At 75.7% G+C, this 1,975-nt stretch carries 1 protein-coding gene and 1 pseudogene; both read right to left on the bottom strand.

From position 1 onward, the window contains the following. Positions 1–556: pseudogene (locus BG452_RS33905) on the bottom strand (ABC transporter); the annotation flags it as partial. After that, a partial coding sequence (locus BG452_RS33900) for an ABC transporter ATP-binding protein/permease (protein ID WP_188308188.1) occupies positions 553–1,975 on the bottom strand: 1,423 nt, incomplete at its 5' end. The pseudogene BG452_RS33905 and the gene BG452_RS33900, both read right to left, overlap by 4 nt.

Genomic DNA, 1,975 nt, shown 5'->3' with positions numbered 1-1,975 from the left:
GGTGCCGTCGGGCCCGGTGGTTGGTGCGCACCGCCCACCAGCCACCGCCGGCGAGGACGGCGAGCTCGGCGGCGCCGAGCGCCGGGCTCGCCCGGAGCAGCAGCACCTCCACCAGCACCGTGGTCACGGCAGAGCCGACGAGTGGCGCGACGACCTGGGCGGGTAGTCCGGCGACCGTCTCCACGTCGGTGGTCAGCCTGTCGAGCAGTGTTCCGTCCCGTTGGGCGCGCAGCTCGCGCGCGCTCAGTTCGCCCGCGCCCCTGACCAGGCGGCCGCGCAGGGCCACGGTCGTGCCGAGGACGACCCGGTGGCTGGCCAGCCGTTCGAGGTAGCGCAGGGCGGTGCGTGCCAGGGCCAGGACGCGGACCGCGCCCGACGGGTACATCCACGACCAGGTGGTGTCGGCCAGCAGCGTCACCAGCGCGCAGGTCGCCAGGAACCAGCCGGACAGTCCCAGCAGGGCCGCGGCGCCCAGTTCCGCCGCCGCGGCCAGCAGGATGCCGGCGACCAGGTCGCGGCGGGGCATGGAGTGGCGCAGCAGTCGCCAGGCGCTCATCGCGTCCTCCCCCGGTCCAGGGTGATCGTCCGGTCCGCGAGCGGGAGCAGCTCGGGACTGTGGGTGGCGAGCAGCACGGTCCGACCGCGCGTCAGGGTGCGCAGGGCCGCGACCACGCGGGCCTGCGCCACCGGGTCGAGGTGGGCGGTGGGCTCGTCCAGGCAGAGCAGCGGCGCGTCCCTCAACAGTGCTCGCACCAGGGCGAGTTGTTGGGACTGGCCCGAGGAGAGCCCGCTCCCCCGCTCGCCGGCCGGTGTGTCCAGCCCGCCGGGCAGATCGGCGAGCAGGTCGCCGAAGCCGAGCGCGTGGAAGGCGGCGGTGAGGTCCGCGTCGGTGGCGTCGGGCCGGGCGAGGAGCAGGTTGTCGCGAACGGTGCCGGGCAGCAGGTGCGCGGGCTGGCCGACCCAGGCGACCGAGGCGGGGCACGCCGGCCGGAGGATGCCGTCCTGCTGGTGGGCGACGGTTCCGGCGGTGGGTGCGGTCAGACCCACGGCGACGGCGAGCAGCGTCGACTTGCCCGCACCGCTCGGCCCGGTGACGGCGAGGAAGGCGCCCGGGGCGAGGTCGAGGCTCACGTCGTCCAGGGCCGGGACCGTACGGTCGAAGTGACGGACCGTCATATGATCCAGACGCACGCCGACGGCGCCGCCACCGCGCCGGGCGGGTACGGGCGGGCGGGCGTCCTCGTCCTCGCCGCCGGAGCTGCCGAGGATCCCGTCGATCAGCTCCGCCGCGGCGCGGGCCTCGGCGCGGGCGTGGTAGCCGCGGGCCAGGTCACGGGCGGGGGCGAAGTAGGCGGGGGTGAGCACCAGCACGAAGAGTGCGGTGGCCAGGCTCATCTGCCCTGGTACCAGCGGCAGTCGGAGGTAGTCGAGCAGCACCAGTCCGCAGTAGGTCGCCACCACGGCGAGGGTGCCGGTGATCAGCAGCTCGATCCAGGCGGTGGAGAGGAAGGCGACCCGCAGCACCGCCTGGGTGCGGCGGGCCAGTTCCTCGTCATCCTCCCGCAGGGCGGTCGCGGCCGCCTCCCGCGCACCCAGGCCGATCAGGGTGGGCAGGCCGCGCAGTTGGTCGAGCAGGCGGGCGCCGTGCCGGCGCACCGCCGTGAGCTGTGCGTGGACGGCGGCCTGCGTGCCCAGCCCGATGACCTTGAGGTTGGCCGGCAGCAGCGGGGTGGCGACGACCAGGATCAGCGCCACGAACCAGCTGCGGACCGCGATGGCGGCGAGCACCAGGCCGCTGCCGAGCAGCATGGTGGTGCGCGCGGGGACGTACTCGGTGAGCCACTCGGTCAGCCTGGCGACCTCGCCGGTCATGGACTCGGCGAGGGCGGCATCGCCGGGGCCGGTGCGGGCGGGGCCGTTCGCGGGCAGGGCGGCGGCGAGCAGGCGCCCGCGCAGCGCCGCGCGCACCCGGCAG

It is taken from the genome of Streptomyces sp. CBMA123, assembly GCF_014596465.1.
GTDB lineage: Bacteria > Actinomycetota > Actinomycetes > Streptomycetales > Streptomycetaceae > Kitasatospora.
This window is presented reverse-complemented; position numbering and strand designations above follow the sequence as displayed.